The organism is Bradyrhizobium sp. (genome assembly GCF_022844465.1).
In the GTDB taxonomy this organism is placed as follows: domain Bacteria; phylum Pseudomonadota; class Alphaproteobacteria; order Rhizobiales; family Xanthobacteraceae; genus Bradyrhizobium.
On record NZ_JALHLP010000005.1, the window covers coordinates 160,392 to 186,163 of the forward strand.

The 25,772-nt window shown below is 65.2% G+C and carries 24 protein-coding genes; 11 read left to right on the forward strand and 13 right to left on the reverse strand.

What is annotated here, in order from left to right:
* Positions 1 to 46 precede the first annotated feature (46 nt).
* Genes Q0D31_RS11925 through Q0D31_RS11935 form a run of 3 tightly spaced genes read left to right on the forward strand, consistent with a single transcriptional unit; the run spans position 47 to position 3,783 of the window.
* Complete coding sequence (locus tag Q0D31_RS11925; RefSeq protein WP_291850386.1) at positions 47 to 979, forward strand: glycine--tRNA ligase subunit alpha; 933 nt, start codon at positions 47 to 49, stop codon at positions 977 to 979.
* A complete protein-coding gene (gene glyS, locus Q0D31_RS11930; protein ID WP_291850389.1) occupies positions 979 to 3,177 on the forward strand; it encodes a glycine--tRNA ligase subunit beta in 2,199 nt (732 codons plus the stop codon). Before Q0D31_RS11925 ends, glyS begins: the two co-directional genes overlap by 1 nt.
* Before the next feature lie 3 nt (positions 3,178 to 3,180).
* Positions 3,181 to 3,783, forward strand: a complete 603-nt coding sequence (locus Q0D31_RS11935) for a class I SAM-dependent methyltransferase (RefSeq protein WP_291850392.1) — start codon at positions 3,181 to 3,183, stop codon at positions 3,781 to 3,783.
* Positions 3,784 to 3,884: 101 nt separating this feature from the next.
* Here the strand turns inward: Q0D31_RS11935 and Q0D31_RS11940 are convergent, their stop codons facing one another.
* Entirely contained in the window at positions 3,885 to 4,247 is a 363-nt protein-coding gene (locus Q0D31_RS11940) for a DUF1236 domain-containing protein (protein WP_291850672.1), read from the reverse strand.
* A 269-nt stretch (positions 4,248 to 4,516) separates the two neighbouring features.
* On the opposite strand from Q0D31_RS11940, the gene Q0D31_RS11945 reads away from it, so the two are divergent.
* The 6 genes from Q0D31_RS11945 to Q0D31_RS11970 all read left to right on the forward strand — a co-directional run bounded on the left by Q0D31_RS11945 (position 4,517) and on the right by Q0D31_RS11970 (position 12,788).
* Positions 4,517 to 4,672 (forward strand): DUF3096 domain-containing protein, encoded by a 156-nt coding sequence (locus Q0D31_RS11945; RefSeq protein ID WP_291850396.1) that lies wholly within the window; start codon positions 4,517 to 4,519, stop codon positions 4,670 to 4,672.
* Between the two features lie 184 nt (positions 4,673 to 4,856).
* Complete coding sequence (ppdK, locus tag Q0D31_RS11950) at positions 4,857 to 7,736, forward strand: pyruvate, phosphate dikinase (protein ID WP_291850399.1); 2,880 nt, start codon at positions 4,857 to 4,859, stop codon at positions 7,734 to 7,736.
* A gap of 426 nt (positions 7,737 to 8,162) precedes the next feature.
* Positions 8,163 to 9,608: a cell wall hydrolase gene (locus tag Q0D31_RS11955; protein ID WP_291850401.1), complete on the forward strand. Its 1,446-nt coding sequence runs from the start codon at positions 8,163 to 8,165 to the stop codon at positions 9,606 to 9,608.
* A 160-nt stretch (positions 9,609 to 9,768) separates the two neighbouring features.
* On the forward strand, positions 9,769 to 11,028 hold the full coding sequence (locus Q0D31_RS11960) for an MFS transporter (RefSeq protein WP_291850404.1): 1,260 nt from the start codon (positions 9,769 to 9,771) through the stop codon (positions 11,026 to 11,028).
* 44 nt (positions 11,029 to 11,072) lie between these two features.
* Positions 11,073 to 12,059: an MDR family oxidoreductase gene (locus Q0D31_RS11965; protein ID WP_291850406.1), complete on the forward strand. Its 987-nt coding sequence runs from the start codon at positions 11,073 to 11,075 to the stop codon at positions 12,057 to 12,059.
* A 117-nt stretch (positions 12,060 to 12,176) separates the two neighbouring features.
* Positions 12,177 to 12,788, forward strand: coding sequence for a hypothetical protein (locus tag Q0D31_RS11970; RefSeq protein WP_291850409.1), 612 nt, complete (start codon positions 12,177 to 12,179; stop codon positions 12,786 to 12,788).
* Positions 12,789 to 12,879: 91 nt separating this feature from the next.
* On the opposite strand, the gene Q0D31_RS11975 is transcribed toward Q0D31_RS11970, so the two are convergent.
* The 5 genes from Q0D31_RS11975 to Q0D31_RS11995 all read right to left on the reverse strand — a co-directional run bounded on the left by Q0D31_RS11975 (position 12,880) and on the right by Q0D31_RS11995 (position 18,542).
* Entirely contained in the window at positions 12,880 to 15,567 is a 2,688-nt protein-coding gene (locus Q0D31_RS11975; RefSeq protein ID WP_291850412.1) for a DUF2339 domain-containing protein, read from the reverse strand.
* Positions 15,568 to 15,750: 183 nt separating this feature from the next.
* Positions 15,751 to 16,257 carry a protein-tyrosine phosphatase family protein gene (locus tag Q0D31_RS11980; RefSeq protein WP_291850415.1) on the reverse strand — a complete coding sequence of 169 codons (507 nt, stop codon included), beginning with the start codon at positions 16,255 to 16,257 and terminating at the stop codon, positions 15,751 to 15,753.
* A 163-nt stretch (positions 16,258 to 16,420) separates the two neighbouring features.
* Positions 16,421 to 17,038, reverse strand: a complete 618-nt coding sequence (locus Q0D31_RS11985; RefSeq protein WP_291850418.1) for an HD family hydrolase — start codon at positions 17,036 to 17,038, stop codon at positions 16,421 to 16,423.
* On the reverse strand, positions 17,035 to 17,661 hold the full coding sequence (locus Q0D31_RS11990; RefSeq protein ID WP_291850421.1) for a DNA-3-methyladenine glycosylase I: 627 nt from the start codon (positions 17,659 to 17,661) through the stop codon (positions 17,035 to 17,037). The genes Q0D31_RS11985 and Q0D31_RS11990 overlap by 4 nt, the downstream gene beginning before the upstream one ends.
* Positions 17,658 to 18,542, reverse strand: coding sequence for a folate-binding protein (locus tag Q0D31_RS11995; protein WP_291850426.1), 885 nt, complete (start codon positions 18,540 to 18,542; stop codon positions 17,658 to 17,660). Before Q0D31_RS11995 ends, Q0D31_RS11990 begins: the two co-directional genes overlap by 4 nt.
* A 151-nt stretch (positions 18,543 to 18,693) precedes the next feature.
* Between Q0D31_RS11995 and Q0D31_RS12000 the strand changes: the two genes are divergently transcribed.
* Complete coding sequence (locus Q0D31_RS12000; protein WP_291850428.1) at positions 18,694 to 20,028, forward strand: dihydroorotase; 1,335 nt, start codon at positions 18,694 to 18,696, stop codon at positions 20,026 to 20,028.
* Here Q0D31_RS12000 and Q0D31_RS12005 read toward each other — a convergent pair whose 3' ends face one another.
* The 5 genes from Q0D31_RS12005 to Q0D31_RS12025 all read right to left on the reverse strand — a co-directional run bounded on the left by Q0D31_RS12005 (position 20,029) and on the right by Q0D31_RS12025 (position 22,451).
* Complete coding sequence (locus Q0D31_RS12005; RefSeq protein WP_291850433.1) at positions 20,029 to 20,295, reverse strand: hypothetical protein; 267 nt, start codon at positions 20,293 to 20,295, stop codon at positions 20,029 to 20,031.
* A gap of 150 nt (positions 20,296 to 20,445) precedes the next feature.
* On the reverse strand, positions 20,446 to 21,084 hold the full coding sequence (locus tag Q0D31_RS12010) for an HAD family hydrolase (protein ID WP_291850436.1): 639 nt from the start codon (positions 21,082 to 21,084) through the stop codon (positions 20,446 to 20,448).
* A 3-nt stretch (positions 21,085 to 21,087) separates the two neighbouring features.
* Complete coding sequence (locus Q0D31_RS12015) at positions 21,088 to 21,465, reverse strand: TIGR02301 family protein (RefSeq protein ID WP_291850439.1); 378 nt, start codon at positions 21,463 to 21,465, stop codon at positions 21,088 to 21,090.
* 61 nt (positions 21,466 to 21,526) lie between these two features.
* Complete coding sequence (locus Q0D31_RS12020; protein ID WP_291850441.1) at positions 21,527 to 21,931, reverse strand: NUDIX hydrolase; 405 nt, start codon at positions 21,929 to 21,931, stop codon at positions 21,527 to 21,529.
* A 4-nt stretch (positions 21,932 to 21,935) separates the two neighbouring features.
* Entirely contained in the window at positions 21,936 to 22,451 is a 516-nt protein-coding gene (locus tag Q0D31_RS12025; RefSeq protein ID WP_291850444.1) for a hypothetical protein, read from the reverse strand.
* Positions 22,452 to 22,513: 62 nt separating this feature from the next.
* Between Q0D31_RS12025 and Q0D31_RS12030 the strand changes: the two genes are divergently transcribed.
* Complete coding sequence (locus Q0D31_RS12030) at positions 22,514 to 23,272, forward strand: SOS response-associated peptidase (protein WP_291850448.1); 759 nt, start codon at positions 22,514 to 22,516, stop codon at positions 23,270 to 23,272.
* Between the two features lie 43 nt (positions 23,273 to 23,315).
* On the opposite strand, the gene Q0D31_RS12035 is transcribed toward Q0D31_RS12030, so the two are convergent.
* Both Q0D31_RS12035 and Q0D31_RS12040 read right to left on the reverse strand, forming a co-directional pair.
* Positions 23,316 to 24,743, reverse strand: a complete 1,428-nt coding sequence (locus Q0D31_RS12035; RefSeq protein WP_291850451.1) for an FAD-binding oxidoreductase — start codon at positions 24,741 to 24,743, stop codon at positions 23,316 to 23,318.
* A 28-nt stretch (positions 24,744 to 24,771) separates the two neighbouring features.
* Entirely contained in the window at positions 24,772 to 25,764 is a 993-nt protein-coding gene (locus Q0D31_RS12040) for an L-threonylcarbamoyladenylate synthase (protein ID WP_291850454.1), read from the reverse strand.
* Positions 25,765 to 25,772 lie beyond the last annotated feature (8 nt).

The following is a 25,772-nucleotide window of genomic DNA, read 5'->3' on the forward strand; positions in this document are numbered from 1 at the left end:
TACGGTCCCGCGCGCTCAAAATCCCCTCGCGAGACTGATTCTGCCGATGGACGCACTTCCTGCCCATATGCACCCGGAGCGTTCATTCCAGGGCTTCATCCTCGCCCTGCAGCGGTTCTGGGCCGAGCAGAGCTGCGTGATCCTGCAGCCCTATGACATGGAAATGGGCGCCGGCACCTTCCACCCCGCGACCACATTGCGCGCCCTCGGCCCGAAACCCTGGAATGCGGCCTATGTGCAGCCCTCGCGGCGGCCGAAGGACGGACGATACGGCGAAAACCCCAACCGGCTGCAGCACTACTACCAGTTTCAGGTCATCATGAAGCCGTCGCCGCCTGACCTGCAGGACCTCTATCTGAAATCGCTCGCCGCCATCGGCATCGATTCCGGCCTGCACGACATCCGCTTTGTCGAGGACGATTGGGAAAGCCCGACGCTGGGCGCCTGGGGGCTGGGCTGGGAGTGCTGGTGCGACGGGATGGAAGTCAGCCAGTTCACCTATTTCCAGCAGGTCGCGGGCGTCGAATGCGCGCCCGTCGCCGGCGAGCTTACCTACGGGCTCGAGCGCCTGGCGATGTATGTGCAGGGCGTCGACCGCGTCTACGATCTCAACTTCAACGGCCGCGACGGCAGCGCGCGCGTCAGCTATGGCGACGTGTTCCTGCAGGCCGAGCAGGAATATTCCCGGCACAATTTCGAGCATTCCGATTCCGAGATGCTGTTCCGGCAATTCACCATGGCCGAAGAAGCCTGCCGGAAATATCTCGACGCCGGCTGGAAGGACGGCAAGCGCGAGGCGCATCTGATGGCGCTGCCGGCCTATGACCAGTGCATCAAGGCCAGCCACGTCTTCAATCTGCTGGATGCCCGCGGCGTGATCTCGGTGACCGAGCGGCAAAGCTACATCATGCGGGTGCGCGATCTCGCGAAAGCCTGCGGCGAGGCCTGGATTCACACCGAAGCGGGCAGGGCGGACTGATGCCTGACCTCTTGCTGGAGCTGTTCTCCGAGGAAATCCCTGCGCGGATGCAGGCAAAGGCGGCGGACGACCTGCGCCGCATGGTCACCGACAAGCTCGTCGCCGAGGGCCTGGTCTATGAGGGCGCCAAGGCCTTCGCCACCCCGCGGCGGCTGGCGCTGACCGTACACGGCATTCCGGCGCGGCAATCCGATCTGAAGACCGAGCGCCGCGGACCGAAGCTCGGCGCCGCCGATGCGGCCGTGCAGGGTTTCTTGCGAGCGACCGGCCTCAAATCGCTCGACGAGGCGACGATCCAACGCGACCCGAAGGGCGATTTCTATGTCGCGCTGATCGAAAAGCCTGGGCGCGATGCGATCGACGTGCTCGCGGAAATCCTGCCGGTCATCATCCGCACTTTTCCCTGGCCGAAATCGATGCGCTGGGGCGAGCGTTCGGCCAAGCCGGGATCGCTGAGTTGGGTGCGGCCGCTGCATTCGATCATCGCCACCTTCGGTCTGGAGACCGAGCAGCCCGACGTGGTGAAGTTTTCCGTCGATGGCATCGAGGCCGGGCAGACCACCTGCGGCCACCGCTTCATGGCGCCGGCGGCGATCTCGGTGCGCCGCTTTGGGGATTACGAGGCAAAGCTGAAGGCGGCCAAAGTCGTGCTCGACGCGCAGGCGCGCAGGGACATCATCCTCGCGGACGCCAACGAACTGGCATTCGCGCAGGGCTTTGAGCTGGTGGAAGACCAGGTGCTGGCCGACGAGGTGGCGGGCCTTGTCGAGTGGCCGGTCGCGCTGATGGGCTCGTTCGAAAAGGAATATCTGTCGATACCGGACGAGGTGATCCGCGCCACCATCCGCAACAACCAGAAATGCTTTGTGGTCCGCGACCCCAAAACGGGACAGCTCACCAACAAGTTCATCCTCACCGCCAACATCGAGGCCAGCGACGGCGGCAAGGCCATCGTCGCCGGCAACGAGCGCGTCATCCGCGCCCGGCTCAGCGACGCGAAGTTCTTCTATGAGACCGACCTGAAGACGAAGCTCGAAGCGCGGTTGCCGAAGTTCGACGGAATCGTGTTTCACGAGAAGCTCGGCACGCAGGCCGAGCGGATTCAACGGATCGCGGAGCTGGCTGCGCAAATCGCTCCAATGGTCGGCGCCGATACCGAAAAGGCGAAGCGCGCGGCGCATCTGGCGAAGGCCGATCTGCTGACCGAGGTCGTCGGAGAATTCCCGGAACTGCAGGGCCTGATGGGAAAATACTACGCGCTGGCGCAGGGCGAGGATGCCGCCGTCGCCGCAGCGAGCGAGGAGCACTACAAGCCGCAAGGGCCGACTGATCGCGTGCCGACCGATCCGGTGAGCGTGGCGGTGTCGCTGGCGGACAAGATCGATACGCTGGTCGGCTTCTGGGCGATTGATGAAAAGCCCACGGGGAGCAAGGACCCGTATGCGTTGCGGCGAGCGGCGCTGGGCGTCATCAGATTGGTTGTCGAGAATAAGCACAGAATTCATCTGGAGAAGATTGTTCTGAAAGCAATCGACGGTCTGGCCCCACTTGACGACAACGGAAGTCGATGGATTTGGGGATATGATCCAAACAGCCCATTGTCCCAGAAGCAGCGCGACAGGGGAGTTGTGGAATCACTGCAAAGTCTTGTGAGCAATGACGCTGCCCTCATTTCTCAACTGCTCTCCTTCTTCGCCGACCGCCTGAAGGTTCAGCTCCGCGAGCAGGGCGCGCGACACGATCTCGTCGATGCCGTCTTCGCGCTCGGCGGCCAGGACGATCTGCTGATGGTGGTCCGCCGCGTCGAGGCGCTCGGCAAGTTCCTCGACACCGACGACGGCAAGAACCTGCTTGCCGGGACCAAGCGGGCGTCCAATATCCTTTCCATCGAGGAGAAGAAGGACAAGCGCGCCTTCGACGGGGCGCCGGACGCCGGGCTCTATAAACTTCCGGAGGAAAAGGCGCTGGCCAAGGCGATCGGCCAGGCCAGGGGCGAGGCCTCCGCTGCGGTGGCCAAGGAGGATTTCGCCGGCGCGATGGGCGCGATGGCAAAGCTTCGCCCGGCGGTGGATGCGTTCTTCGACAAGGTCAAGGTCAATGACGATGAACCCCGGGTGCGGGAGAATCGACTAAGGTTGCTGAACGAAATCCGCGCGGCCACCCGCGCGGTCGCGGATTTTTCGAAGATCGAAGGCTAGACGATGGATCGACAGACGCTCGCCGCCTACGACCAGAATGCGGCGGCGTTTGCAAAAGAGTGGCACGACCAGCCGGCTCCGGTCGATCTGCAGGAAGTCGTCGAACGGTTTTTTGTCCGCGGCGGAACCTCGGCCGATATCGGCTGTGGCAGCGGCCGCGAGGTCGCCTGGCTCAATGCCAATGGCTTTGCGGCCGTCGGCTTCGATGCTTCCGAAGGACTGCTCAAAGAGGCGCGGCAGCGCTACCCCGGTTTCAAATTCACGCAGGCGGAACTGCCCGAACTGCGCGGCCTCGGCACCTACGACAACGTGCTGTGCGAAACCGTGATCATGCATCTCGACCGCAAACAGATCAGGCCCGCAGTTCGTCGCTTGTTCGATGTCGTCAAGCCCAGCGGTATCCTGTACCTGAGCTGGCGCGTCACCGACAGCGCCGATCACCGTGACGAACATGGCCGGCTTTATGCGGCGTTCGATGCTGCCCTGGTCCTGGCGGAACTGAAGGAAGCGACGGTGTTGCTCGATGAGGAGGTCGTGAGCGCCTCATCGGGGAAAAAGATACATCGCCTCGTGGTCAAGAAACCGGGCCTCGAAATCAGGGAATAATGAAAACCCCGCCCGGGGGGACGGGCGGGGCCTTCGTATCCCGACGCATCATGCGCATTCCGTTGGCGCGGCGTCAGGATGGACCGTTCAGGCTGCCGGGGTTAGTCAACCACCTGAACGATTCGACGCGAGCGCGGCTCCACCAGCACGGTCTGCCCGTTCACGACCGTATAGCGATAGGGGGTCGCCCCGAACGATTGCGGCACGTCGTAAAAGGTGACGCCGGCTTCAGGCAGCACCCCGCCGACAACCACGCGCTCCGAAATCGTATAATTGGGTACCCGTTCGCGGACGATATACTCACGGAAGGCGGGTCGCCGATCGACCGCGATGCCGTCGTACTCGCCGATCACCACCGTATTGCCGCCGACGACACCTGTTGTGATGGTGCTCTGCGCCTGCGCCGCGATCGGCGCGGCGAGGGTTCCGACGACTGCTGCAACGACCAATATGCTGGTTCGCATGGTCAACTCCATTTGCGAGGGTTTGCTCTTGATGCGCTTTCTTTGCTTTGGCGAACCGTCAATCCGTTTCGCCGGAAAACGCTGCGGTCCTGCCCAATTCATCGCGCCGACCATTGTTCCGGAAATCGCTGGCCTCATCCGGGGCATTTGCGGGGAATTTTTGCGGGGCTTGGAACCCGATGATATCAGGCGCGTCTTGCTATTCGGGAACTACGCCAGCGGGTATGTTGCGTTGTTCGATTCGATCCGTCCCTCAGCCGGAGATTTCAATGACCATCACCGCTGCGCAACTTCCCGCCATCGTCGCTTTGTTAGCCGGCATACTGATCCTGATCATGCCGCGGCTGTTGAACTACATCGTCGCCATCTATCTGATCTTTGTCGGTCTGGTTGGCCTCGGCGTGTTCAAGATGTTTCGGTTCTAGGGTGTTTTCGAACGCGTGGAGATCGGCGTGAGGAAAGCACATCAAAACAAGACCCTGGCGGCGGTTTCGACCCAGTCGAAACGGAAAGGGCTTGGCGCCGCAAACCGGGGTTTCGCGGCTTGCGCGGGCCCCCCCAAAGTGGTGTAAGGCGCGCATCTGTTCCCTTTTTCGGATTGTTCAGTTCATGGCCAAAGCCGTCGCGAAGTCCAGGAAGATTGCAGTGAAATCCGCAGCGAAATCAAAATCATCGACGCGATCCAAGGCAGTCGCCGCGCCGCCGGCGCGCAAGCCGCTGAAGCAGGCTCCGTCGAAGGCGAATGTCAAAATCTTTCCCAAGGCAGGCAAGAAGGTCCCGGCAAGCAAGAATGCCGCGGCCGGCGGAAAGTCCGGCAAATGGGTCTATACGTTCGGCGACGGCAAGGCGGAGGGCAAGGCGGGCCTGCGTGACCTGCTCGGCGGCAAGGGCGCCAACCTTGCCGAAATGGCCAATCTCGGCCTGCCGGTGCCGCCCGGCTTCACCATTCCGACTTCGGTTTGCACGTACTTCTACGCGCACGACAAATCCTATCCCCCGGCGCTGAAGGCGCAGGTCGAAAAGGCGCTCGACCATGTCGGACGCCTGACCGGCAAGGCGTTCGGCGATTCCAAGAACCCGCTGCTGGTGTCGGTGCGTTCAGGCGGCCGCGCCTCGATGCCGGGCATGATGGACACCGTGCTCAATCTCGGCCTCAACGACCGGACCGTCGAAGCGCTCGCCGAATTGTCCGGCGACCGCCGCTTCGCCTATGACAGCTATCGCCGCTTCATCACCATGTATTCGGACGTGGTGCTCGGCTTCGAGCATCACCATTTCGAGGACATCCTCGACACCTTCAAGGACAGCCAGGCCTATACGCTGGACACTGATCTCACCGGCGATGACTGGGTCGAACTGGTCGGCAGGTACAAGGAAGCGGTGGCGCGCGAAACCGGCAAGGAATTTCCGCAGGATCCGCACCAGCAATTATGGGGCGCGATCGGCGCGGTGTTTTCGTCCTGGATGAATGCGCGCGCGGTGACCTACCGCCGGCTGCACGACATTCCGGAATCCTGGGGCACCGCGGTCAATGTCCAGGCCATGGTGTTCGGCAACATGGGCGAGACCTCTGCGACCGGCGTGGCGTTCACGCGCAATCCTTCCACCGGCGAGAGCAAGCTGTATGGCGAGTTCCTGATCAACGCCCAGGGCGAGGACGTGGTGGCGGGCATCCGCACGCCGCAGGACATCACCGAAGCCGCGCGCAAGGAATCCGGCTCCGACAAGCCGTCGATGGAAACCGCGATGCCGGAAGCTTTCAAGGAACTGACGCGGTTCTACACGCTGCTCGAAAAGCACTACCGCGACATGCAGGACATGGAGTTCACGGTCGAGCAGGGCAAATTGTGGATGCTGCAGACCCGCGGCGGCAAGCGCACCGCCAAGGCCGCGCTGCGCATCGCGGTCGAACTCGCCAACGAGGGCCTGATCTCGAAAAAGGACGCGGTGATGCGGATCGATCCGGCTTCGCTGGATCAACTGCTGCATCCGACCATCGATCCCGCGGCCAAGCGCGACGTGATCGCGACCGGCCTGCCGGCGTCGCCCGGAGCCGCCTCCGGCGAGATCGTGTTCTCGTCCGACGAGGCGGCCAAGCTGCAGGCCGACGGCCGCAATGTGATCCTGGTCCGGATCGAGACCAGCCCGGAAGACATTCACGGCATGCACGCCGCCGAGGGCATCCTCACCACCCGCGGCGGCATGACCTCGCATGCTGCGGTGGTCGCGCGCGGCATGGGCAAGCCCTGCGTTTCCGGTTGCGGCGCCGTTCGTGTCGATTACGGCCGCGGCACCATGAGCATCGGCTCGCGCACCTTCAAGACCGGCGACGTCATCACCATCGACGGCTCGCTCGGCCAGGTGCTGGCCGGCCGGATGCCGATGATCGAGCCGAAGCTGTCGGGCGAATTCGGCACGCTGATGGGCTGGGCCGATTCGGTCCGCAAGCTCGGCGTTCGCGTCAACGGCGACACGCCCGATGACGCGCGCACCGCGGTCAAGTTCGGCGCCGAGGGCATCGGGCTGTGCCGCACCGAGCACATGTTCTTCGAGGAGACCCGGATCCGCACCGTGCGCGAGATGATCCTGTCCGAAGACGAACAGTCGCGCCGTGCGGCGCTGTCGAAGCTGCTGCCGATGCAGCGCGCGGATTTCGTCGAACTGTTCGAGATCATGAAGGGCCTGCCGGTCACGATCCGCCTCCTCGACCCGCCCTTGCACGAGTTCCTGCCGCACACCCAGGCCGAGATCGAGGAAGTCGCGCGGGCGATGAACACCGACCCGCGCCGGCTCGCCGACCGCGCCCGTGACCTCGCCGAGTTCAACCCGATGCTGGGCTTCCGCGGCTGTCGCCTCGCCATCGCCTACCCGGAAATCGCGGAGATGCAGGCGCGCGCGATCTTCGAGGCCGCAATCGAAGCCGAACGGCGTACCGGCAAGGCTGTCGGCCTCGAGGTGATGGTTCCGCTGATCGCCACCAAGGCCGAATTCGACCTCGTCAAGGCGCGGATCGACGCCACCGCACAGTCGGTGTTCAAGGAGACCGGCAAGAAGCTGGCCTATCAGGTTGGCACCATGATCGAACTGCCGCGCGCCTGCCTGATGGCCGGCGACATCGCCCGCACCGCCGAGTTCTTCTCGTTCGGCACCAACGACCTCACCCAGACCACCTATGGCATCAGCCGTGACGACGCCGCGAGCTTCCTCGGCACCTATGTGGCGAAGGGAATTCTCGAGATCGACCCGTTCATCTCGGTCGACCGCGACGGCGTCGGCGAACTCGTGAAGATCGGCGTCGCGCGCGGCCGCAAGACGCGGCCCAACCTCAAGGTCGGCATTTGCGGCGAGCATGGCGGCGACCCGGCATCGGTGGCGTTCTGCCACGAGATCGGGCTCGACTACGTCTCGTGCTCGCCCTATCGCGTGCCGATCGCCCGCCTTGCCGCGGCGCAGGCCGCGCTTGGCAAGAAGGTGGCAAGCCAGGCGTAGGTCGTAACCGATGTCAAAATTGAAATGGCCGAGATGCTTTCTCGGCCATTTTTATTTGTGCGGCGCGTAGGGTTGCGGGACAACAAATTGATGGCGCCATTCCGGGATGGTGCGAAGCACCAGACCCCAGGTGCGCAATTGCGCACCGTAGTTCGATGCTTCGCATCGCCCCGGAATGACGTGCGCATGTTTTCGCGCATCGAAGTTCCTTCATTGTCCTCGTTGACGGGATGTTTACCACTTTCGTCGAGCGCCTGTTTACCAAGACTTCGCATGCGACCGGGCAAAGATCGCGCGTTATCTTGCGTGTAACACGCAGGCCATGCCGATTAACCCGCCGGCAACCTAAATTCTATACCAACAAAACAGGTCGAATTGCACGGATGTACTGACATTCGATCGTGTAAGTGTTGCGTGAGCGTATCGATGTTTGTGTTGCGTAACCAGCCGAAGGGCGCGCGAATCGCGTCCTTCGGACTCGGTCTTTGCGTCTTCGCATTGATGCCGACCGAGATCGGACACCAGGATATCGCGGCGCTGCTGGCCCGGCAGCCCGGCGTTGCCGAGCGCTGGCAGAAGCGGGTGTTCTCCGCCGGGGCGACCGTTCAAGTCGCGACTTTCAGTTTCGGTCGTCCGATCGGAACTTTCTCGCCGCAGGCTGCACCTTACCGGCTGACAAGCCTCGACCATCACGGCGTCGACGTCACCGGCTCGGTGACGCGTGGTCCGCTCATCGCGCCGCTGCCGCGCTACCATGCCGCGGATTTTCCCAAGGTCGATCGCACGCTGAAGGGCGATCGCCTTGTGGTCGCGCCGATTCCTGCGCCGGCGGAAACCGCGGGCCCGGCCGAGCGCGCGCCGGTGACCGAGGATCCCGCCACCTCCAATTCATCGGTCGCCGGCGCCAAGACCGCCGAAGCAGCGCCGGCAATCGAGCGCGCGCCGCTCGACCCCGAGCTTCAGGCCGCGCTCAGCGCGCCGCCGCTGGCGCGATTCGATCTGCCGCCGCCGCGCGAGGCCAGACCGCATCATGGTTTCGGCACCGCGCCGGAGACCCCGATGGCAGCGCCGCGGCGCGATGGATTCTCCTTCGAGACTTCGAGCCTGTTTTTCGGATCGTCGCTCGGCTCGCCGGAAAGCATCGAGCGTTGGCGGCCTGGGGAAGAACCCGTCATCGTCCTGCCGGGCACGCTTGCCGATCCCGAAATCAAGGTGATAGCGGCGCTGCCGGCTGATGCCGACGGGCCGGCGCGGGTAGGTCGGATGGGTGAAAGCGTCGCGCCGAAGGGCGAGGTCAACTCCGACAACCAGCGCGCCAAGACGCCGGCCGAACACCTCGGCCTGTTCGACGAAAAGTCGCGCGCCAGATCGGAGAAGTGCCTGGCCGATGCGGTCTATTTCGAGGCCCGCGGCGAAGCCGTGCGCGGCCAGATCGCGGTGGCGCAGGTGGTGCTGAACCGCGCTTTCTCCGGAAAATATCCGGATACGGTGTGCGGCGTGGTTTATCAGAACAAGCATCGTCATCTGGCGTGCCAGTTCACGTTCGCCTGCGACAACAACGCCGACGTGGTGCGAGAGCCTGACATGTGGGACCGCGCCCGCAAGATCGCCAAGGCGATGCTGGACGGCCAGCTCTGGCTGCCGGAAGTCGACAAGTCGACGCATTACCACGCCTATTGGGTGCGCCCGTCCTGGGTCAGCGAAATGAGGAAGATGTACAAGTTCGGTGTCCACACCTTCTACCGGCCGCGCGCCTGGGGCGACGGCAGCGACGCGCCGAGCTGGGGTACGGCGGCCGAAACTGCGGCGATCTCCGCCCGGCTTTCGGAAGCCGCGCAAAGCTCGGCCGAGCAGGCGAGCACCCGGCGGTAGCAGCGTGGCGGGGTCGCTTTCCTGAATTAATTGCCCTGATTGCACTCGCCGATTTTGCAGGGCTGCCCTGCGGCCCGGACTTTGACCAAGGCGCTCTTGGGCTTTTCATGCAAATGCATTAAGTCTCGTGCCAGGTTGATTTGCTTGCAGGGGAACTGACATGTCTGTGACGACCGGCAACCTTCGTCCATCCTCGGGCTTCGGCACCTGGCGGACGCCGCTGGTGATTGTCATCTGCGGGTGCGCGATCGCGCTGTTGAGCTTCGGACCACGCTCCAGCCTCGGCTTCTTCATCCAGCCGATGAGCCGTGAGTTCGCCTGGGGCCGCGACGTCTTCGGCCTTGCGCTGGCGCTGCAGAATCTGTTGTGGGGATTGGGCCAGCCGATCGCAGGCGCCATCGCCGACCGGTTTGGTGTCATGCGAGTCATGATTGTCGGCGCGCTATTGTACGCTGGTGGTCTGCTGCTCATGCGCTATGGTGCGACGCCGCTGTCGCTCGATTTCGGCGCCGGCGTCATGATCGGCTTTGGTCTTTCCGGCTGCTCGTTCAACCTGGTGCTTTCGGCTTTCAGCAAGCTGCTGCCGGTGGAGAGGCGCGGCGTCGCGCTCGGCGCCGGCACGGCGGCCGGATCGTTCGGGCAATTCCTGTTCGCGCCCTTCGGCGTGGCGATGATCGACAATTTCGGCTGGCAGCCGGCGCTGACGGTATTCGCCCTGCTGATGCTGCTGATCGTTCCGCTTTCGCTGGCGCTCGCAACTCCGCCGGCGACGCCGGCCACCTCGGCGAGTGTCCCGGCCGAGGCCCAGCAGTCGTTCATGACGGCGCTGGCGGAAGCGTTTGGCCATCGGTCTTATGTGCTGCTGGTGCTCGGTTTCTTCACCTGCGGCTTTCAGCTCGCCTTCATCACGGTGCATCTGCCGGCCTATCTCGCCGATCAAGGCGTCTCGTCGCAGACCGGAGGCTGGGTGGTGGCCGCCATCGGCCTGTTCAACATCATCGGCTCGCTCGGCGTCGGTTGGCTGCAGAACCATTTTCCGAAACGCTATATTCTCTCGGTCATCTATCTGACCCGCGCACTGTCGATCGTGGCGTTCATCTCTTTCCCGATCACGACCTTCTCGGCACTGGTGTTCGGCGCCGTCAGCGGCCTGACCTGGCTCTCGACGGTGCCGCCGACTTCGGCGCTGGTGGCGCTGATGTTCGGCACCCGCTGGTTTGCGACGCTGTACGGCTTTGCCTTTGTCAGCCACCAGATCGGCGGCTTTCTCGGGGTTTGGCTCGGCGGCATCGTGTTCGAACAGTTCGGGTCCTACACGCCGATCTGGTGGCTTTCAATCTTGTTCGGCGTGCTTTCGGCGCTGATCAACCTGCCGATCGTCGAACAGCCCGTGGCGCGTCCGGTTGCGCAACCCGCCTGATGCGGTAAACATCCAGCGACATTCAAGAGTTTGGAGAGTTTATCGTGGGAACATTCAGGGCCATCAGGATCGACAAGGCGGAAAAAGGCACGACAGCGGCGCTTACTCAATTCGACGAAGCCGAATTGATGGAAGGCGATGTCACCGTCGCGGTGGAGTGGTCGACACTCAACTACAAGGACGGGCTGGCCCTGACCGGCAAGGCCCCGGTGGTGCGGCGCTTTCCGATGATCGCCGGCATCGACTTCGCGGGAACCGTGGCGCAATCCTCGCATCCGAAGTGGAAGGTCGGCGACAAGGTCGTCTGCAATGGCTGGGGCATGGGCGAAACCCATCTCGGCGCCTATGCCGAGAAGGCGCGCGTCAAGGGCGACTGGCTGGTGCGGCTGCCGGCAGATATCTCGACCCGCGAAGCGATGGCGATCGGCACCGCCGGTTACACCGCGATGCTGTCAGTGCTGGCGCTCGAGAAACACGGCCTGACGCCCAGGAGCGGCCCGGTCGTGGTCACGGGCGCGGCCGGCGGCGTCGGCTCGGTCGCCATCGCCGTGCTCTCGAAACTCGGCTACCACGTCATCGCCTCCACCGGCCGGGTTTCGGAATCCGACTATCTGAAAGGTCTGGGCGCTGCCGAGGTGATCGACCGCGCCGAGCTCTCCGGCCCAGCCAAGCCGCTGGCCAAAGAGCGCTGGGCGGGCGGGGTCGACAGCGTTGGCTCGACCACACTCGCCAACATCTTGTCGATGACCCGGTATGGCGGGGCCATCGCCGCCTGCGGCCTGGCCGCCGGCATGGACCTGCCGTCCTCGGTCGCGCCGTTTATTTTGCGTGGGGTGTGCCTTCTCGGCATCGATTCGGTGATGTGTCCGCTGGAACGGCGCGAACTCGCCTGGAGCCGTCTCGCCAGCGATCTCAACAAGGCAAAACTAGCTGAAATCACTCATGAAATCGGCTTGGATCAATTGATCGGGGCGGCAGCCCAAATCCTGGCCGGCCAGGTCCGCGGTCGAATCGTGGTAAAGATTACCTAACTCTGTTCAGACTTTCCCAACCAAGCTGCTCCAATGTTGCCACGGTTCGTATGGTAAGCAGCGGGTAAAGAGACCTTCAGGCGGGTGCCCGCGCTCTTGTAAAGTTGGAGTAGCTGCATGCTTGCGCGTTTGGTTCTGGGGGCCGTCACGGCCGCTGCGATGGTGGCGCCTGCGCTGGCCGGGATGATGAATGCCGAGGAGGCCCGCCGGTTCGTGGCCGGCAAGGTCTTTGCCTTTACCTGTTTTGACGGTTCCCGCGGCGCTGGCCGCGTGCTGGATGATCTCGGCGCCGCCGGTTCAGTGCAATTCAACGGCGAGGGCCCGGTCCGCCGTGTGCGCCTGCCCGGCAACACGCTGCAGATCCGCGGCCAGGCCGTCTGCGCATCGATCAAGGGCCTTCCGTTCGAGCCGTGTTTCAATCTTGAAAAGCGCGACGACCGTTCGTTCCGCGGCTCGGTCTCGGGCATGGGCTTCGCCTATTGCGATTTCCGTCACCAGGGCGCGTCGCAGATGCTGATGGCGCGCTCAGTGGCGCGGCCGCGTTCACTGCACCGGGAGCGTTCGGCGCGCCCGATGGACGTACGTGCCGAGGCGACGGCTGGCGTCGACAGGCCGTCGGTCGAGACCGCGAAACTCGAGCCCGTGAAACTTGAGGCGGTGAAACCGGAACCCGCGAAGTCGGAGCCCAAGGCCGAAAGCGCGCCGGAACTGCGCCGCTCGACGGATTGACGGCTGTAGCCCCGCGATGCGCGCCGAGCCGGAGGCTCGCAACCGCGTCAAGATCAAGGTTGCTCCGATACGGTGCGGGCGGCCTGACCGCTCACCCGCTTGTCTGCGCCAACGGTGCGGCGGGCGGGGCTGCGCGCCGGCGGAACAGAATTTTCTGGTACAGCCAGCCGATCGCCACCAGCACCAGGCCAAGGCCCATGAATGACAGCGCGCGGTAAACGCCGGTCAGCGCCGACATGTCGATCAGGAAGGCCTTCAGGATCGTCAGCGCGATGACAACAGCGGATGCCAGCCGCGCGCGCTGCGAGTTGAAGACGATGCCGATACCGAGCAGTGCCACGCCGAATGCGAGCCAGGCGATCGAATAGGTGTACTGCTCAGCGCCGGTGGTCGGCCCGACCGACAAGAACGGGCCGTGATAGATTCGCCGGACTTCAAACGTGACGTAAGCAAGCGCGAGAACGAGCGCTGCCGCCGCGATCGTGTTGGCGTAGCCGACCGGACGCCGGCCGGCAACGGCATAGGACAGCAGCAGCGCGAGCACTGCGGGCAGGGCGTAGCCGAGCAGCAACAGATTGACGACCGCGCCGCCGACGTCGATGTACCAGAGAATCGGGTTTTCCAGCAGCATCAGCCCGAACACAGCCGTGAGGCCTGCGAAGGCCGTGAGCAGGATCGCGCCGATGTTGTGAATGACGCTGCCGGTGCGCACGCGTAGCCGCTCCAGTCCGATCGCCATCGCCAGCGCCATGCAGACCTGCAGCGCGATTTCGGTGAGCCCGGCGCTCGCGCGGTAGACGTCGCCCTGATTGACGGCGTGGCGGATTTGCATGAACGCCAGCAGCACCGTGAACAGGATCGCCGCCGCTTCCACCGTTCGCAACGGTGCGTCATCGCCGCCGCGGCGCAGGAAGACGCTGCCGGCCCAGAACGCGAGCGCCGGAATGCCGTAGCCCCACAATAGCCAGTTGAAGATCGGGGTGGCGCCGACCGCCTGGCCAACGATGCGCGGCTCGTAACCGATCCGCAGCACCACGATGCCGGCCAGGATGGCGGCGAGCGAGCGCAGGAACGGGATCGGCCGCTGCGTCGAAATCCAGGCGGTGCCCGCCGAGATCAGCGCCAGCGCGATCGACAGCCAGCCTTTCTCCAGCGCGAAGGTCAGCGCCAGCGCGAGCGCGGCCAGCGCGCCGGTCGCAAACAGCGCGATCGAGGCCTGCAATCCTGGACGATCGTCGCGCCTGGAAAGGCTCTCGGTCGCGGCGGCATAGGCTGCGGCCAGCAAGACCGCGAGAATGGCAAATGGGATCGAGCGGTCGAGATGCGCGATGCGGGCGTAAAGCGCCACCAGCAGCGCCAGCGGCGTGAACACCCCCGCGGCCGACCAGATCACCGGAATGACCGCTCCGACCGAACGGCTTTGCGCCATGAACCCGGCGACTCCAAATCCTGCCGCGAAGATCGCGGCCGATATCAGATGCAGCGACACCGATCCGTCGGTCGCGCCGGGTCCGATTCCCGGCAGCGGACCGCCGGGCAGCACCAGCACCTCCGGATTGGCGCGAACCGCCCACTCGGCGAATACCACGAACACCAATGCAGCGGCAGCGCCGACCGCGCCGGTGGCGGCGTCGCTGCGCCAGCCGACAGCCAGGATGCCCGCTACCAGCAGGCCAAACACGACCATCGCGGTATCGTTGTGAAAGCTGGTCAGCACGATCAAGGTTGCGCCGAACAGGTAGGCCGCGAGCGAGCCGGACGAGATCGGCTCGACCTCGCCTTCGACCGCGGGCGGCCCGAACATGAATCCGCAGACCACGAGCAGCGCGGCGAGGGCGAAGCCGGCGAAGACGTGGAAGGCGTGCGGGGCGACCATCGACGGTCCGCATTGCAGGCAAGGGAACGTCCACAACAACGCAAAGGCGATGGTGGTGACCGCGAGCCAGCGCCACAGCCGGACCCGCGCCAGGCCGAAGGCCGCCGCGGTGACGATGGCGAGATAGATATAGAGCGCCCAATAGTCCGGTTTGTCGGACGAGACCAGAACAGGCGTCACAAAGGCGCCGACGATGCCGAGACCGGCGAGCGTCGGCCCGTGCAGCAGCGCCGCGGCAAGCGTCCCCAGCGCGACCAGCCCGAGCAGGATGAACGCGCTGGCCGGCGCCAGAAAGCCGTACAGCGCGTAGGCGGCAAAGACCGTCGCGAACGCGACCGCTGTTCCCGCGGCGGTGAGAATGGCGGGGATGTTGGCGACAGGCAGCGCTTCGATGGCCGAGATGCTTTCCTTGCGGCGGGTCCATTCGCCGGCGGCAAGCAGCGTCAGGGCGAACAGGCCCCCCAGCGCCGTGCGGATCTCGTTGCTGAGCAGGTTTGCCTCGATCGAGTAGCGAACCATGAAGAATCCGCCGAGCGCCAGCGTCAGCCCGCCGATCCACACCACCCAGCGCGTGCCGACGGTCTCTTCGAAGCCGCGATCGGGTGGCGGCAGCGGAGGCGGGCCGGCGGCGGCTGGCGCGGCCGTATGGGGAGCCGCAGCCGGTGCGATAGACCCAACGTCCGCAATGATAGGCGGTGGCTCTTGCTGGGCCGCGGCCGAAGCCGGTGGCTGTGTTGGCGTGAACGCTTGCCGCGGCGGGAGCGGCGGCGGCGTGGCCGTCGTCGTCCCGATCGCTTCCAGCCGCGCTTGCAGCGCCGCAACCTGGTTTATCGCCTTTCGCGCGAAAATGAGGGCGGCGATCGCGATCGCCAGCGCCAGGAAAGCGAACTCAGAATCGAACATAAGGCCTCCAGGTGGGCACGTCAGACCGTTAACCCGCCACGTCAAACGGCCCGGTTGCAATCCAGTGAGTGCGGCTTCTCCCGCCAAAAGTTCAAATTGGCGCCTGGCATGATCCGGAGAGTCGGGAGGCATCAGTCTGAAAAATCAGGCTCGATCAACAAGTCAAAGTGCACTGATCACGCTTTAGTCGAGATCAAGGCGGAACGGCCGGCCTTCGACGGTCATGCTGCCCGGCCCCATCTCGTCGAGCGCACGCAGCATCCGGCCTTCTCGTCCCAACGCCTTGTCGGCGAGGCTGACGATCAGCCGATTTGGCGCAGCGATCGGGGAACGGTCGCGAATTTGGCGCGCAATCTCGCTCTCGTCGCGGTGCGGATTGAGCGCGCAGGCGGCGGCAAAGGCGCTCGCCGTGGAGCGGCTGATGCCGGCATAGCAATGCACCACCATCGGGGCGCGGCGGTCCCAGCTTCGAACGAAATTCAGTACCTTCTCGATATGCTGATCGGAAGGCGCGAGAAATCCATCCATGTGCTCGGTGATGTCGTCCATCGACACCCGCAGATGGTTCGCCTCCAGCACCGTTGCCGGCCGCTGCACCTGGTCGACATTGGCCATCACGGTGAGGATGTGGCTGGCGCCGGTGGCTTTGACGGTTTCTGGAAGTGCAGCAAGCGAACAGATGTGAAGCATGGCGATCCCTCGAAGCATTCCCCGGAGGGGTGTCCTTTGGCTGCGGATAATAGGCGGTTGCCCCTGGGGTAGGCAAAGCGGAAAGCATGCCCGTCCCCGTTAACGATGCCCGGATTTGGCAAGGCGCGGCGTCAAAAGCGCCTTCGCTACCCTACGTCACCGATCAAGCGAACAACAGGTTGAATCGCGTCAAGAACCTCTTCTCCGCCTTGGCCGCCGTCCATGGCGTCAGATAATCGCGCATTGCTGCTTCGGGCAGTCCGGGGTCTTTGCCGAACAGGCGCCTCGCCTCGGCTTGCGAAAAGCCGGCAAGATGCGTGGCTTCGAGGTAGGCCGCGCCGTGGTCGGCGGCCTTGATCGCATCGGTGATTTGATCCGCCAGAACCGGCGGCAGGCCGAAGCGACGATGGATCGCCGCGAGCAGGCGTTTTTCCACCACCTTGTAGTCGCCGCCGAGCACCGCCTTGAACGGCGAGATCATGTCGCCGATGACGTATTCCGGCGCGTCGTGCAGCAGCGCCGCCAGCCGGAAGCGGAGGTCGACGCGCGGTATCTGCTCGCGCATCACGGCTTCGACCAGCAGCGTATGCTGCGCCACCGAGAAAACATGAGCGCCGGAGGTTTGTCCGTTCCAGCGCGCGACGCGGGCCAGCCCGTGGGCAATGTCGGCGATCTCGATATCGAGCGGCGAGGGGTCCAGCAGGTCGAGCCGCCGTCCCGAAAGCATCCGCTGCCAGGCGCGGGGTGAGCTACCGGTGGCGGGGGACTTTCCGGCCGTCATTTGACCTTGAGCCGGGGCTTGCGATGCTGGCCGCTGCAGGTCTCGTGGCAGAAGCATGTAACGAGATGGTCGTTGACCATGCCGGTGGCCTGCATGAAGGCGTAGACGATGGTTGGGCCTACAAACTTGAACCCGCGCGCGCCGAGCTCCTCGGAAATCCGGATCGAGAGCGGTGTCGAGCCGGGAACGGTGGCGGCGGTTTTGAATTTGTTAACGATTGGCCTGCCGTCGACAAAGTCCCAGAGGAAGCCAGAGAAGCCAGGGCCTTCCTCCATGATCTTCAGATAGGACTTCGCGCTGTTGACGGCGCCTTCGATCTTGGCGCGGTTACGCACGATGCCGGCGTCGTTCATCAGCGCGTGAACTTTCCTGGCGTCGTAGCGCGCGATCTTCTCCGGCTGGAAGTCGTCGAAGGCTTTGCGGAAATTCTCGCGCTTGCGCAGGATCGTGATCCAGGACAGTCCGGCCTGAAAGCCGTCGAGGATCAGCTTCTCGTACAACGCGCGGTCGTCATATTCCGGCACGCCCCATTCGGTGTCGTGGTAGGCCACATAGAACGGGTCTTCGCCCGGCCAGGGGCAGCGCAGCTTGCCATCGGCGTGCAGGCGCGCGGATCGGCTCATGCGACGGTCTGTTTCGGCACGGGACGAACGTCGTTCGGATCGGCCAGGTGCAGGGCGAGGCCGCCAGCGGTCAGGGCGAGGCCGGCGTCGAGGGCGTCGGCGACGCGATCGACCCGGACCAGCGCCAGCCCTTGGCCACCGGCGGTCGAGCCCATCGTGCCCACCGGCTTGTCGCCGGCGAGAATCGGGATGCCGGTTTCGGGCGAGAAGTCGTCGAGGATCACCCGCACGATTCGGGTCCGCGCCGTGCCGCGATGCTGCATCCGCGACACCACTTCCTGACCGACATAGCAGCCCTTGTCGAAATCGACGCCGTTCAGACGGTCCATATTGGTCTCGTGCGGAAAGGCGTCGCTGTACATGAAATCGAGGCCGCCGCGCGGCACCCCGCAGGCGATGCGATGGGCCTCATACGCCTCGCCATCCATGAGGTCGGCGCCGATCAGGTCGGCCACCTCCTGCTTGCGGTCTACCGGCGAGAGGAGCATGCGCCAGCCCAGCGCCTGATGGCGCGGGTCGGCATACGCCAGGCCCGGCCTCGTGGCCGGCTCGCCGCCCCATGCCGCCAGCACGCCCATGCTGTCGGAGATGTTCTCGACCGCGACCTTGGCGCGCAGCTTGTAAAAGCCGAGCTTGTCGGCAAGGCCCTGCGCCAGCGCGCGGGGCGCATCGATCAGGAAGTCGCCGTCCTGGCCGGCCGGGGCTTCGAATATCAGGAAGTCGGCGGTGATCTTGCCCTGCGGCGTCAAGAGCGCGCCGAACCGGGCAAGTCCGGGCTGCAGCAGCGTGATATCTGTGGTGACGAGGCCATTGAGGAAGGTGCGGGCATCCTCGCCGCTGACCCTGACCACGCCCCGGTCTGGAAGAAACGCTGCTTTCATTCGCTGAAATGGCCTCTCTTGCCGGCTAGGGTTGTCGACGCCCGTTCAAGTTCTTGGAAAAACGCAGGCGCCGGATATCACATCGCAACGTAAGGCGCTAAGGTGCTGTCAACAAGGCCCTAAAGCCAGCGCGCAGGACGATGAACTCCCGATGAATCAGCGATTTGATACCATTCTGAAATCCGGCACCGTGGTCAATCAGGACGGCGAGGGCGTTCGGGACGTCGGCATTTCCAATGGCCGGATCGCCGCGATCGGTGGGCTCGGACAGGCTGCCGCCGGCGAGACGATCGACTGCAAGGGCCTGCACATCCTGCCCGGCGTGATGGATACGCAGGTGCATTTCCGCGAGCCGGGCCTGACTCACAAGGAAGACCTCGAAACAGGGTCGCGCGGTGCTGTCATGGGCGGGGTGACCGCGGTGTTCGAAATGCCCAACACCGATCCGCTGACCGTCACCGAACGCGACTTCACAGACAAGGTGAACCGCGCCCGCCACCGCATGCATTGCGACTTCGCATTCTTCATCGGCGGCACCCGTGAGAACGTGCAGGATCTGCCGGAGCTTGAGCGGGCACATGGCTGCGCCGGGGTGAAGGTGTTCGTCGGGTCTTCGACCGGCGCATTGCTGGTCGAGGACGACGAGAGCCTGCGGCGCATTTTCCAGGTGATCCGCCGTCGTGCCGCCTTTCACGCCGAGGACGAATACCGCCTCAACGATCGCAAGCCGCTCCGCGTCGAAGGCGATCCGCGCTCGCACCCGGTCTGGCGCGACGTCACCGCGGCGCTGCTGGCCACCCAGCGGCTGGTCAAGCTCGCCCACGAGACCGGCAAGCGCATTCACGTTCTGCATATTTCGACTAAGGAGGAGATCGATTTCCTCAGCGACCACAAGGACGTGGCCTCCTGCGAGGCGACGCCGCATCATCTGACGCTGGTCGCCCCCGAATGCTACGAGCGGCTCGGCACCCGCGCGCAGATGAACCCGCCGGTGCGTTCGGCCGATCATCGCGACGGTATCTGGCGCGGCATCGAGCAGGGCATCATCGACGTGCTCGGCTCCGACCACGCCCCGCATACCCTGGAGGAAAAGGCGAAAATCTACCCGGCGTCGCCCTCGGGCATGACCGGGGTGCAGACGCTGGTGCCGGTGATGCTGGATCACGTCAATGCCGGGCGGCTGTCGCTTTCGCGCCTGGTCGACCTCACCAGCGCCGGCCCCGCGCGGCTGTTCAACATCGCCTGCAAGGGGCGCATCGCGGCCGGCTATGACGCCGATCTCACCATCGTCGACCTGAAGCGCTCGGAGACCATCACCAACAAATGGATCGCCTCGCGCGCCGGCTGGACGCCCTATGACGGCGTCCGGGTCACCGGCTGGCCGGTCGGCACGTTCGTTCGCGGCCAGCGCGTGATGTGGCAGGGCGAGGTGACAACGCCGTCGACCGGCGAGCCGGTGCGGTTTCTGGAGACGCTGAAGGGGTAGCTACTGCCTGGCCAGCGACAGCGAAAACTCGCCGTTGCGCAGGCGGGCCGGGAGGCCTTCGGCGAATTTCGCCACCGCATCCTCGCCATAGGTCGACACCAGTTCGGCGAGCGCCGTGAACAGGCTTGCCTGCGCGAGACAGTCGCCGTCAACGCCGTCGTGCCGCGCCTCCGCCCAGGCCTCGTTGAGGTAGCCGAGTGCGGCCTGCTTCTGTTCGTGGTCGGCAAGCGGCTGGCGGGCGATCGAAATGGCGGCTGGGTGGCGCATGAAACTCGACAACATTTGCGCGCGATCCAGGGCGGATCGCGTCGAACGCGGCAAGCTCTAGCACGCGTCAGGGTTTCGCAAAGACCACATCTTTAAGAAAGGTTAACGGCGGCGCCGATATGGCGGCAGCCGCCCCCAATTGTGCAAACTTCAGGAGATGCAACTCAGGATAGCTCTCGGCGTCGCGCAGACATGGCGCGCGCCGGCTTCCAGCAACTCCTCGCGGCTGCCGTAGCCGTACAGCACGCCAATGCCCTTCATGCCGTTGTTTCTTGCGCCGACCATGTCGTGGCTGCGGTCGCCGACCATCAGGGTCTTGGACGGATCGACCGCGGTCTCCTTCAACGCGTATTGCAGCAGATCCGACTTGTCCGCGCGGGTGCCGTCGAGCTCGGCGCCGAACACGCGTTCGAAGTGGTCGCGCAGGCCGAAATGGTCGATGATGCGATCGGCGAACACGAGCGCCTTGCTGGTGGCGACAAACAGCCGGTGGCCGGAGGCGCGTAGCGCTGTGAGCACCTCGTCGATGCCGTCGTAGACGGCGTTCTCATACAGCCCGACGTCGGAAAACCGTTCGCGGTAGAGCGACACGGCGCGATCCGCCGAATGTTCGCCCCCGAGCAGTCGCACGAAGCTCGTGCGCAGCGGCGGCCCGATGCACCAGGTCAGTTCGTCGTCGGTCGGAATCGCAGGGTGATCAAGCCGTTGCAGCGCGTACTGGATCGACTTTGTGATGCCGGGCTTGGGGTCCGTCAGGGTGCCGTCCAGGTCGAAGAAAATCGCGTCCATGGCTCAGTTCGCGTAGCGCGCGGTGAGGTCGCGCGAGATCCTGGAGCCTTCCTCGATGTATCGGCGAATGGCGACGGAGGCGGCGGGCGTGCAGGTCCGGTAGGTCTGCTGGAAGCCGTTATAACCACGGTTGAAGCCGGCGACCATGCGGGCGCGGCGGTCGCCGGAGGGGGTTTCGGCGTCGATCAGCGCCTGCATCTCGTTGCGCCATTTCGCCCCCTCATTGGCGCCGCAGATGCCCCTGAGATAGTGCAGCGTGCCGAGGATTTCGGCCAGCCGCTGCAGGTCACCGTCGAACGGCGCGGCGGCGTCCTGGGCCCGCGCCGGGGCCAGATGGCATGCCGAGATGAGGAGGAGGGCGGCGAGGGCGTGCTTGAGCATTTGGCCCGATATGCCTCCTCAATGCGCCCGAGGCAAGGCGTGCGGCGCCGGATTGAGCCGCCTAGACCAGCTTGCGGGCGGTTGCGATGACCTCCGCCAGGCCGCCGGTGACCTTGAGATCGCCGATCGCATCCGGCGCCAGCCATTTGAAGTCGTCGTGCTCGTCGTTGAGAACCGGCTCCCCCGCGGTCCAGCGCGCGGCGAACGACATGATGACATAATGCCCGCCGCCGCCTGCCGGCAGCACCTCGCGCCAGCCGGCCAGGCCCACAATGGCGATTCGCAAACCGGTTTCCTCGTCGACTTCGCGGTGGAGCGCCGCGTGCAGCGATTCGCCGAATTCGACCCGGCCGCCGGGGAATGAGTAGAGACCGAGGCCCGGCGCGCGGGCGCGGCGAACCAGCAGGATGTTGCCGTCGCGAAAGATCGCGCCGCTGATGGCGAGCTGAGGGCGATCGGGCGTCATGCGGTCAGCGGTCCGGTACGCTGGTTTCGGCTTCGGACTCTGGGCCGCCATTGATGACGCCGCCAGCCAGCGCCACCAGCGGCTTGACCCAGGACGCCGCCTGCTCGGCCAGCGTCGCGCGGGTCTTGTCCTGCGTGGCCTCCCGCATCGCCGCGCCCACCGCGGTCAGGATCGAGGTCATGGACGCGGTGAGATTGTCGAAATCCTCGCGGATCTTGGGATCGGCGGATTCATAGGCCTCGATGGCGAGGTCGCGGGCCTTGAAATTGGAGGCCCAGAAATGTTCGGCGTAGGACAGCGGGGTCCAGGTCAGGAAATCCTCGGCGCATTCCGGCATGTCCGGAACCATCTCGAGCAGCATGACGGCTTCGTTGAAATGATTGAGGTAGTCGGTGGCAAGGCCGGTGTGGGGGTTGATGTTGGCCGCGCGCAGCTCCGCCGCACGGGCCTCGTCCATGCGGCCTGCTGGTGGCGACGTCGGGCGATCGGATCGCGCTGGTGTGGCGGCCGTTGAGGTCATCGGACCCACTGTTAGCATTCGGAGTTAACACCCGTTAAACGGATGATTATCATGGACATATAATGTGCGGACGCTTCGTCATCACTTCGCCTCCGGCCGCGCTTCGGCAGATGTTCGGCTATGTCGAGCAGCCCAATTTCCCGCCCCGGTTTAACATCGCGCCGACCCAACCTGTCCCTGTGGTGATCCTGGAGAATGGCGGCCGCCACTTTCGGCTGATGCGGTGGGGGCTGGTACCGTCCTGGGCCGAAGACCCCCGCAAATTCGCGCTGCTGATCAACGCGCGTTCTGAAACGGTGCGGGAGAAGCCGGCCTTCCGGAACGCGATCCGGCGGCGGCGCTGCCTGATCCCGGCCGACGGCTACTACGAGTGGCAGGAGGCCGGCGGCCGCAAGCGGCCGTTTTTCGTCCACCGCCGCGACGGCGCGCCGGTCGGTTTTGCCGCGCTGGCGGAAACCTGGATCGGCCCGAACGGCGAGGAAACCGACGGGGTCGCCATCGTCACCGCACAGGCCACCGGCGAGATGACGGCGCTGCATCACCGCGTTCCCGTGACCATCGCGCCCGGCGATTTCGAGCGCTGGCTCGACAGCCGGAGCAACACCGCCGACGACGTCATGGCGCTGCTGCGCGCGCCGGCCGACGGCGCGTTCGCCTGGCGCGAGATTTCCACGCGAGTCAATCGCGTCGTCAACGACGACGCGCAATTGCTGCTGCCGGTTACGGAGGAGGAGAGGGCGGCTTTGGCGTCCGCGCCCGCGAAAAAGCCGAGGCCGCGCAAGCCGGCTTCCGAAGACGAGGGGCAGGGGTCGTTGTTCTGAGCATTCATCGGAAATTCCCGCGCGATCACGCGTCGCGCGCCGTCTACAACACCTTGCCGGGGTTCATGATGCCGTTTGGGTCCAGCATCGCCTTGATGCCGCGCATCAGTTCGATTGCGACCTTGTCCTTGACGTCGGGGAGTTCGTCGCGCTTGAGCACGCCGATGCCGTGCTCGGCCGAGATCGATCCGCCCAGCCGCAGCACGATCGCGTACACGGCCGCGTTGACCTCGTGCCAGCGCGACATGAAGTCGGCGGTGTCGCCGCCGACCGGCTGGCTCACGTTGTAGTGGATGTTGCCGTCGCCGAGATGGCCGAACGGCACCGGCCGCGCGCCCGGAATCAACCTCACGACCGCCGCATCGGCCTCCGCGATGAAATCGGGCACGGCGGCGACCGGCACCGAGATGTCGTGCTTGATCGAGCCGCCTTCCGGCTTCTGCGCCGCCGACATCTCGTCGCGCAGCTTCCAGAACGCGGCGCGCTGGCTCAGATTCGCCGCGATCACGGCGTCCTCGACGAAGCCCTGTTCCATGCCTTTTGTGAGGATGGATTCCAGCGCGGCGCGGGCGTCATCGCGCGGGGACGACAATTCCATCAGCACGTACCAGGGATGCTTGCTGCCAAGCGGATCGCGGATGTCGATGCCGTGCCGCAGGCTGAAATCGACGGCGACGTCGGCCAGTAATTCGAAGCTGGTGAGACTGCCGGCCGCCTCGTTCTGCGAAATCGACAACAGCTTGAGCGCCTGCGCCGGCGATTTCAGGCCGACATAGGCGGTCTCCACCGCGCGCGGCTTCGGAAACAATTTCAGCGTCGCCGCGGTGATGATGCCGAGCGTGCCTTCGGCGCCGATGAAGAGGTTGCGCAGGTCGTAGCCGGTGTTGTCCTTTTTCAGTTTCGACAGCCCGTTGAGGATACGGCCATCGGCGAGCACGACTTCCAGCCCGAGCGCCATCTCGCGCGCCACGCCGTAGGCCAGCGCCGCGGTGCCGCCGGCATTGGTGGAGAGGTTGCCGCCGATGGTGCAACTGCCCTCGGCGCCGAGCGACAGCGGGAACAGGCGGTCGATCTCGGCGGCGCGCGCCTGCGCTACCTGCAGCACCACGCCGGCCTCGCAGGTCATGGTGTTGGAGGCGGGATCGACCTCGCGAATTTTATCGAGCCGCCGCAGCGAGACCACCACCTCGCCATGATGCGGGGTCTGGCCGCCGACAAGGCCGGTATTGCCGCCCTGCGGCACCAGCGCGATCTGGTGCGCGTTGGCGAGCTGGCAGATCGCGGCAACCTCCGCCGTGGAGCTCGGCCGCAACACCAGCGGCGAGCGGCCGCGGAACAGGTCGCGTTCCTCGGTGAGGTAGGGCGCGATGTCGGCGGCATCGGTGACCGCGTATTTCTCGCCGACGATGGCGCGAAATTTCCCGATCAGCTCGGGCGGAAGCGGGGGCACGGTGCCCTGCAAGATGTTCATCGCCGTTTCTTCCTTCATCGCCGCCCGCTCATGGCCGCCCGACCGCCGCGCGGCGCAGCCGGTCGTTGATGGCTTCGCCCAATCCTTGCTCGGGAACCGGCATCACCGCGATCGTGCCAACGCCCTTGCTGTCGAGCGCGCGCAGATGGCCGAACAGATTGGCGGCGGCCTCGTCGATATCGCCGCGTGGTGACAGGTTCATCACGGCGGCGGCGGCGTCAATTCCCGCCATTGCATCGGAGCCAAACGCCAGCAGCGCCTCGCCCGGTTCCAGGCTGACCGCATCGAGCCGTACCCGGGCGCGCGGGGCGTAATGCGACGCCAGCATGCCCGGCGCCAGCGGCTGCTCGCTGTCGCTGTCGGCGTCATCGGGCGGGGCCAGCAGCGCGCGGCCCAGCACGCGCTCGATCTCCGCGCGCGGCAGGCCGCCCGGCCGCAGCAGCATCGGCTGGTCGAAGCAGCCGACGATGGTCGACTCGACGCCGACCGCGACCGCGCCGCCGTCGACGATCAGGTCGATGCGGCCGGAAAGGTCGCTCGCCACATGCGCGGCGGTGGTCGGCGAGACATGACCGGAGAGGTTGGCCGACGGCGCCGCCACCGGGCCGCCGAACGCGCGCAGGATGTCGCGCGCCACCGGATGGGCCGGGATCCGGACCGCGATGGTTTCGAGGCCGGCGGTCATGAGATCGGCCACCGCGCAGCCCGGCGCCTTCGGTAGCACCAGCGTCAGCGGGCCCGGCCAGAACGCTGCGGCGAGCGCCAGCGCGGCGGCGTCGAAGCGGGCGATCCGGCGCGCCGCGGCGAGGTCGCCGACATGGGCGATCAGCGGGTTGAAGGCGGGGCGGCCCTTGGCTTGGTAAAGACTTGCGATCGCGGCCGCGTTAGTGGCATCAGCGCCGAGGCCATAGACCGTCTCGGTCGGGAACGCGACCAGCCCGCCCGCGGCGAGGATGCGCGCAGCCGCCGCCACCGCGGCCTCGCCGGCGGGCAATATCTGGGTCTGAAGGCCGACTTTCACCGTGATTT